Annotated in this window: 7 protein-coding genes and 1 pseudogene; all 8 read left to right on the forward strand. The window is 42.7% G+C overall.

Annotated features, from left to right (window positions below):
- Positions 1-2,443 (forward strand): hypothetical protein (locus L1077_RS26765; RefSeq protein WP_237139813.1); only part of this gene is annotated, 2,443 nt, incomplete at its 5' end.
- A gap of 22 nt (positions 2,444-2,465) precedes the next feature.
- The gene (locus L1077_RS26770) at positions 2,466-3,398 is read left to right on the forward strand and encodes a hypothetical protein (RefSeq protein WP_237139814.1); all 933 of its coding nucleotides are present in this window, start codon (positions 2,466-2,468) and stop codon (positions 3,396-3,398) included.
- A 52-nt stretch (positions 3,399-3,450) separates the two neighbouring features.
- Entirely contained in the window at positions 3,451-4,395 is a 945-nt protein-coding gene (locus L1077_RS26775; protein WP_237139815.1) for a hypothetical protein, read from the forward strand.
- A gap of 267 nt (positions 4,396-4,662) precedes the next feature.
- Complete coding sequence (locus tag L1077_RS26780) at positions 4,663-5,040, forward strand: hypothetical protein (protein WP_237139816.1); 378 nt, start codon at positions 4,663-4,665, stop codon at positions 5,038-5,040.
- Between the two features lie 15 nt (positions 5,041-5,055).
- Positions 5,056-6,000, forward strand: a complete 945-nt coding sequence (locus L1077_RS26785; protein ID WP_237139817.1) for a hypothetical protein — start codon at positions 5,056-5,058, stop codon at positions 5,998-6,000.
- Between the two features lie 34 nt (positions 6,001-6,034).
- Positions 6,035-6,427, forward strand: a complete 393-nt coding sequence (locus L1077_RS26790; RefSeq protein WP_237139818.1) for a hypothetical protein — start codon at positions 6,035-6,037, stop codon at positions 6,425-6,427.
- Positions 6,427-6,912, forward strand: a complete 486-nt coding sequence (locus tag L1077_RS26795) for a hypothetical protein (RefSeq protein WP_237139819.1) — start codon at positions 6,427-6,429, stop codon at positions 6,910-6,912. Before L1077_RS26790 ends, L1077_RS26795 begins: the two co-directional genes overlap by 1 nt.
- Positions 6,913-7,003: 91 nt before the next feature.
- Positions 7,004-7,489 (forward strand): annotated as a pseudogene (locus L1077_RS26800) (hypothetical protein); the annotation flags it as partial.

The raw sequence follows: 7,489 nt of genomic DNA on the forward strand, positions 1-7,489 counted from the left end.
ACTGGGCACGCACCCCTTAGATACTGAAAACGCAGCCAACAGTTTAAAACTGACCGCGCTGATGTACCCGAAAAAGACCGGCACTGCATTGAGCGATTATGAGTGCGCGCGCAGAGAAAGCAGCGACCCATTTGACACGGTTTTTTCAGTTGAATTACAGCAACAAATTCAGCAAGACATAGACGAAGGATTAATGTCTGGCGAGCAGCGTGAATTTTGGCGCCGTGCTTCGCAAATGATTTGGGGGGTGTTGGCGATTAGTTTTTCAGTTCCCACTAGTTACTATGCAATGGGAGGCGCTGGTGCGGATATAAAAGCCAGTGCTAAAAATCGTAATGAGTTAGAGCAGCAGCTAAAAGACCAAACGCAGGAGCTGGAGCGTGAAATAAACAGCTTGGAGCAAAATATTGCCAGTAAAAACAAGCAAATTAGCGAGCAAGAGAGGGTGCGAGCTCAAGTATATGCGGAGATGAAAAAAGTAGCAGGGGCTGACCCCAAAGCCGTCGAGTCTCAAAATGAGTTTTTAAAGCAGCAAATACAAGCTCGTATTGAAGAGCTTGAAGCCCATAAGCGCAATCATGCACGGGCGAAATCACAATTAATTAAATCTCGTCAAGGTCTTAAAAATCTAGAGGCGCATTTCGAGTACTTTACCACAATGCAGTTTCATACTATCGAAAAGCCCATGAGCTTATATGACAGGTTTCAGCATTTGGCCAGTGTGCTCACAGGAGATTTACTGGAAGAAGTTGATATTGACGTTAATGACTATTACAACGGAAAGTTACCAGACGGTAAGTTGCCGCTTAATTTTCAAGACAAAGCAAAACGGGCACAAGCGCAGCTAGAAAAACTCGCGCGAGCAACCGAAGAATTTGATGAAGAATATTATAAATCAAATCAAAGCGTTGCTGAGGCAGATTTAGTGATAGACGACCAACATACAGTAAAAAGTCGACTTGACCACATTATCACGTTAGATGGTTCGCTAGATGAAGTAATTAGGCTCATCGATAAAAACCAAGTAGAGGCCCGGGTAGGCATAAAGCGATTGCAAAAAACTATGCTGATGATAGATGAAAATGCGATTGCTGATTTGAAAAGCGCAGTAAAAAAAGATGCAACTAGCCTAAAAGGATCTAGAGAAAAGGAATTAGCTTCATCATTTCATTTAGAAGGGCTAGCTCATGAAAATGAAGCGCTAAACAATATGGCCAGTAAACGTATTAGCCCGGAGGCATTTAATCGTGCACTCAATGGCACCTTGGCCTTTGTCAGTATTTTTGAGGTGATCAACGCGTTTAAAGTATTGACAGACAAAAATGCCAGTGGGTTGAGTAAAACTTCGGCGGTGTTAGATTTGCTTGATGTCAGCCTAAACGTTGGTCTTAATATTTTGGAGCGAAGAGCTGGCCTACCCTCCCCCAAGCAATGTTATGCTTTGCTCAGAAATAAGCCTGTACCGCCAAGTGCGTTAACAAAGCGGTTTTGGTGGATGTCTCAAATGACAGCGAAAGCGGTATTTGTTTTGTCAGCTAATGTTGCCACATTTTTGGCTGGCGCCGTCAGTACCTATGTGTCTTTTTATGAGATGAGTAAGGCAATGCGCCGGGGAGATAACGCGCAGTTCATTGGTCATGGCCTGATGATGCTTGGCTTTGCTGGCATGACGACCTCTGCTGCACTGGGTGTTGGGGTACTTACGATAAAAGCCTTACAGACAGCAGCCATTGCTGCCTGTATATCTGGGCTGGCTATTTTTGGTTTGGTTCTTTTATTGATAGGCGCTGGGGTTGTGTGGGCATTTGCTGAAAAGCCCATTGAAGGCTGGCTGGAAGCATGTCATTGGGGGAATGGACGTACACGCTTTAAAGATGACGAAAGCAACGACTCTACTGCTAGGGCATCGCAATGGAAAGACAAACCAGAGTTGGCTTTATTAGATTTATATAGTGCCTTGTATGGGCCTAAGTTAGAGATAGCGAATGACCCAAGGATGCAATATGTGCGCTACAAATTTTACGCGCCAATGGTGCACCCAATTAACGGCGCAAGGGTAAAACTGATGTGGCGACGAACGACTGGGCCAGATAAGGAGTTTAAAGTACTCACTTATCATCAATTGAGTAAGTTAATGTCAAAAATCACGCTATTTCCTGCTCGGAAAGGTTGGCATTTTGATGTAAGTTATTACCGCTTAAGGCAGGTTTTAGGGCTGCCTTATAACAGCAGTATTGAGCTCAAGGGGGAGTACAAAGTATATCCGCAAGGGGAAGGCGCCAAATTGGTTGAGGGGACTGATACAGAGTTTATGCTACCGTCATATGTAAAACGCCAAGCAGAATCATTCTGGGAGTCTTTTTTTGGCGAGGGTGAATATGAACAAACTCAAGGAGGGATGTATTTACAAGAGGTGTTTTTACGTCCACCAGTAAGGTATTAAGCAAATAAAATTAAGGAAAGTTATGGTGCCTAATCTTGATGATGGTGAACCAGTACAAAAAAGTTGTGTAGGTGAGTCTGAGAAGCATAAACAAACAGTGACGGATGATAGTGACAAGTATAATGATAGTTTAGAAACCTGGGGTGACAACATAACAAAATATCAAACCACAGGCGTGTATTACGAAGAATTATCAAAGCAGTATTTACATCATCAAAGTCACGAGGAGCGTTTAGCTAAAGCTGCCGAACTTAATGGTTGTGATTTCAAAAAATCAAACTTGAAAAATGAAGAGTTTGTTTCTCGAGAGCACACAGATATAGACCATCATGTCGGCTTGTGTGATGGACAAGTAGCAGCGATTAGGAGAGCGCCAGGTATTTGGTTAGTTTGTATTTTTTTAAATGTTATATTATTTGCGGTGGGCTTTGGAGGGCTGTTAATTGGTCTACTATCAGGACCGCTTTGGCTTATTGCGTTTTCTCCTTTGATGGTAGCCAGCCCCTGGGGGCTGTATAAATTTTGGGAGAAGTTTGATTGGCTTGACAAGTTAGAGTTTAACCGCCACACAGGGCTAGTACGCACGTCCCATACTTTATTGAGGCGCCCTTTTTATATCCCCATAGAGGATATTGAGCTGTGCCAAGGTCCGGTTGTAAAAAATGCCCGTGGTGGCGGTGAAATGCCGACTGGTAGCCTTGTTTTTACTCAATACCCTTCAAAGTTTTGGTGGCGTCCTTCTATTGTATTGCTCGGTGGCATGGAAAAAGAACACTGGACAGCACTGAACAAGTTTATGGACATCAGCCAGCCAATACATATGGATGTTCAAAGAAGCATTGAAGAGCATTTTCAGAAAGATAAAAATGCCATGGGCACAGGCCCGTTTCCTGAATCAATGAAAAAGTACTTGGATGCAGAGGATAAGCAGATAAACCGGTTTGAAGTTTGGTAGCGGTTTTGCTTTCAAACCAAAAGGATTGAGTTTGTAGCTAGCAAGGAATGTCATGGACCAAAATAAGATTAATTTTTCCTCTGAAAAGCCCACTAAACAAGAACTTAGAAAGCGACAGTTTGAGGAGCGTAAAGCGAAAGCGACAGGAAGTATGCGAGAGTTTTATGATGACCTTGAGAGAAGGCGCAAAAACCGTGATAAATATTATGCCCAAGGCGTAGTTTATGAAGAGCTTTCAAAAGACCATCTCCATCATCAGACATATGAGCAACGCCTTGCAAAAGCTGCACAGTTAAATGGCTGTGAGTTTAAAGAAGCTAAGCCATTTAAAAAGCCGTTTTCATCGCGGGAGCACCATGGCATGGATAATCACATTGGCTGGTGCGATGGACAAGTTGTTGGGATCCGTAGGGCGCCATTTTGGGGTGGGTTTTGTTTTTTATGGTTTATCTTATGTGTCTATATGCTTTTTTTTAGTGTTGTTAATATTGTCTTTTTTTGGAATTTTTCGTACGCATATTTGATCCCTGTAAGTATATTAGGTCCCATGGCGGTTCACAAAATCTGGGAGTGGGGGGCATGGATGGATAAAATAGAATTTAATCGCCACACCGGATTGGTGCGTATGCCTTTTTCATTTCTGAGACGACGTTTTTATGTGCCAATTGAAGACATAGAGCTATGTGAAGGCCCTGTGGTACAAGCCGCAAGAGGCGGCGGAGAAATGGCCACCGGCAGTCTAGTTTTAACCAAATACCCAAAGCGCTACTGGTTTAGACCAACCATTACGGTATTTGGTGGGATGGAGCAAGAGCATTGGGCCAGCATTGTAAGGTTTATGGATATTTCTCAGCCTATTCACCGTCATATACATAGAACAATTGAAGACCATTTTCGTGATAATAAAAACGCCATGGGCACAGGCCCGTTTCCTGAATCGATGAAAAAATACTTGGATGCAGAGGATAAACAGGTAAACAGAAGGGATGTTTGGTAGTGGTTTTGCTGTCAAGCCAAAAGGGTTGAGTTTTAATAGCGAAAGGAAAGCCATGGTCCCACAAAAACGGTTTAACTTCCTAGTACGGTAAATTTATAAAAATGGTTCGTAGTACTGTATGCACTCAAGCAGTGATAGATAATTAGGCCAGAATATCTCGTGCTTACCAACGTACCTTGCAATCACAATATTTAGACTTTTGCGCTGCTTCCAAAAGCCTTTTACGCGCCAATGGTACACCCAATTAACGGCGCAAGGGTAAAGCTGATGTGGCGCCGAACGACTGGGTCTGACAAGGAGTTTAAAGTACTCACTTATCATCAATTGAGTAAGTTAATGTCAAAAATTAACTTATTTCCTGCGCGAAAAGGTTGGCATTTTGATGTCAGTTATCACCGCTTAAGGCAGGTTTTAGAGCTGCCTTATAACAGCAGTATTGAGCTCAAGGGAGAGTACAAAGTATATCCGCAAGGGGAAGGCGCCAAATTGGTTGAGGGAACTGAAACAGAGTTTATGCTGCCGTCGTATGTCAAACGCCAAGCAGAATCATTTTGGGAGTCTTTTTTTGGTGAGGGCGAGTATGAGCAGACCCAAGGCGGCCTTTATCTACAAGAGGTGTTTTTACGGCCGCCAGGTCGTTACTGAGGAAGGAGTTACTAGATGAAAACCGAACAGCAAAGTGAACAAAATTCAGAAAAGTTGATTTTGGAGCTACGAGAGCGGTATAAAAAAAGAAAAGCAGAAGCGACAGGTGAAAGAAAAAAGTTTTATGATGAAATAGAAAAAAGGAGTGACAACGAAGATAAATATATTAAACAAGGTAAATACTTCGAATCGTTAAGTAAGGATCATCTACATCACCAAAGTTACGAGGAGCGTTTAGCAAAGGCTGCCGAACTTAATGGTTGTGATTTTAAAAAATCGACCTTCAAAAATGAAGCATTTGTTTCTCGGGAGCACACAGATATAGATCATCATATCGGCTGGTGCGATGGACAAGTGGTTGGTATAAGAAGAGCCCCAGGAATTTGGTTAGTATGTCTATTAATTGGGTGTATCTTGTTCATATGCGGTGGCGCCGCATTGCTCTTTGGTATTACATCAGGCCCTATTTGGTTGATCATCTTTACGCCCTTAGCCATTGCAGGACCTTGGTTTGCGGATCAAGTATTATGGAAAAACCTAGACTGGTTAGACAAGATTGAGTTTAACCGCCATACGGGGCTGGTTCGCACATCCCACACTTTATTAAGGCGGCCTTTTTATATCCCCATAGAGGATATTGAGCTGTGCCAAGGCCCAGTTGTAAAAAATGCCCGTGGAAGTGGCGAGATACCCACAGGCAGTCTCGTACTCACAAAATATCCAGCGAAGTTTTGGTGGCGTCCTTCACTTGTTATTTTAGGAGGTATGGAAAAAGAGCATTGGACAGCCATTATAAAGTTTATGGACATCAGTCAGCCAATACATCGTAATGTATATAGAACGATTGAAGAGCATTTTCAGAAAGATAAAAATGCCATGGGCACAGGCCCATTTCCTGAATCGATGAAAAAATACTTGGATGCAGAGGATAATCAGATAAACCGATTTGAGGATTGGTAGCAAATAACGGAGATTTACAAATTTAAGGATGAAGATGAATCAAGAAGCGCTAACAGAAGAAGAAATTAGAGAGCAGCAACGAGCGGCAATGCGTTTAAGGAATCGTAATGTAACGAAATATTCAAGGTTAGGCTTTTATTATTTAGAGCTATCAAAAGAGTATCTTCATCATAGTAATTATGAAGATCGTTTAGCAATGGCTGCAAAACTCAATGGTTGTGAATTCAAAGTAGCAAAACCCTTTAAACGAAAGTTCGCATCCCATGACCATACCGATATGTTTTACCACATAGGTAATTGTGATGGACAAGTGTTGGTTTTGCGCAGAGCCCCCGGAATTTGGCTTGTTTGTTTCTATCTCTTTTTTGTTTTGTCGGTGGGTTTGGTTTTTTCTTTGAGGGGGTATTCCATGGCCCGAATTGGTTAATGCCAGCTGCATTAGCACTTTTTTGCATTGGTCCTTGGCTGACTTATAAACTATGGGAAAAGTTGGACTGGTTAGACAAGATTGAGTTTAACCGTCATACCGGGCTTGTGCGTACCTCACATACTCTATTGCGACGGCCATTTTATGCCCCGATTGAAGACGTTGAAATGTGTGAAGGGCCAATCATTCAGGCGGCGAGAGGTGGTGGTGAGATGGGTACGGGAGGCTTGGTGTTGACTAAGTACCCAGCTAAATTTTGGTGGCGACCAACCATTGCTACTTTTGGGGGGATGGAAACAGATCATTGGACAGCCATTCTGAAGTTTATGGATATCAATGAGCCGATACATCGAGATGTACATTTATCAATCGAAGAGCATTATAAAAAAGATAAAAACGCTATGGGCACGGGCCCTTTTCCTGAAGTGATGAAAAAGTATATTGATCCAGAAGACAAGCAAGTAAGCCGCTGGAAGGTGTGGTAGTTAGAAACCGTAAAAATACGTTTCAACTAAAATAGAAGCTTTTTGAATGAAAAAGCACCAGTAATATTTTATAGATCAAGGAAAAGATCGGATGACAAGTACAGCTCCCACTAGCGTCAATGAGCAAGGCGCTTATCGCGAATTGGTGTTTGAAGGCTATGCCAGTGACTCAGAGCAAGTCTCATTGATGATCAAAGATTACAGCGAAGATCAGGCCAAAACCGGTTTTTATAAAATTCCACTGGGCTTTGCCAACACCACACAAAACAATAACAACGCCGATGTTGAGTTAGTGTACATTTACCCCTTGTGTGAGTGCACCCCAGATGGCGCCGCTGAGCGTAAACTTACGAACTTAAGGCCCGGATATTTATATATTTATGTAGATGGCCACTTATGGCGCGAGCTTGAAGTCACAGAGCACGAAGAAGAAGACATTTCTTATTTTAAAGATGTGAACCTCGCGTACCAAAAAGGCCCGCAGGCGTGGCGCATTGATGAGCACGGTCAAGTTGGTGAGCGCGTGGCAACGGGTGAGCAGCTTAAGCAAGTTTTGGTGCCTAACAAGTTGTATGGC

This window comes from Pseudoalteromonas luteoviolacea, assembly GCF_021654285.1.
Classification (GTDB): domain Bacteria; phylum Pseudomonadota; class Gammaproteobacteria; order Enterobacterales; family Alteromonadaceae; genus Pseudoalteromonas; species Pseudoalteromonas luteoviolacea_J.

What these genes read in the sequence shown, in the direction of transcription:
- L1077_RS26770 (WP_237139814.1), top strand. Translation starts at nt 2,466, where the DNA reads ATGGTGCCTAATCTTGATGATGGTGAACCAGTACAAAAAAGTTGTGTA.
- L1077_RS26780 (WP_237139816.1), top strand. Translation starts at nt 4,663, where the DNA reads ATGTGGCGCCGAACGACTGGGTCTGACAAGGAGTTTAAAGTACTCACT.
- L1077_RS26790 (WP_237139818.1), top strand. Translation starts at nt 6,035, where the DNA reads ATGAATCAAGAAGCGCTAACAGAAGAAGAAATTAGAGAGCAGCAACGA.
- L1077_RS26785 (WP_237139817.1), top strand. Translation starts at nt 5,056, where the DNA reads ATGAAAACCGAACAGCAAAGTGAACAAAATTCAGAAAAGTTGATTTTG.
- L1077_RS26775 (WP_237139815.1), top strand. Translation starts at nt 3,451, where the DNA reads ATGGACCAAAATAAGATTAATTTTTCCTCTGAAAAGCCCACTAAACAA.
- L1077_RS26795 (WP_237139819.1), top strand. Translation starts at nt 6,427, where the DNA reads ATGCCAGCTGCATTAGCACTTTTTTGCATTGGTCCTTGGCTGACTTAT.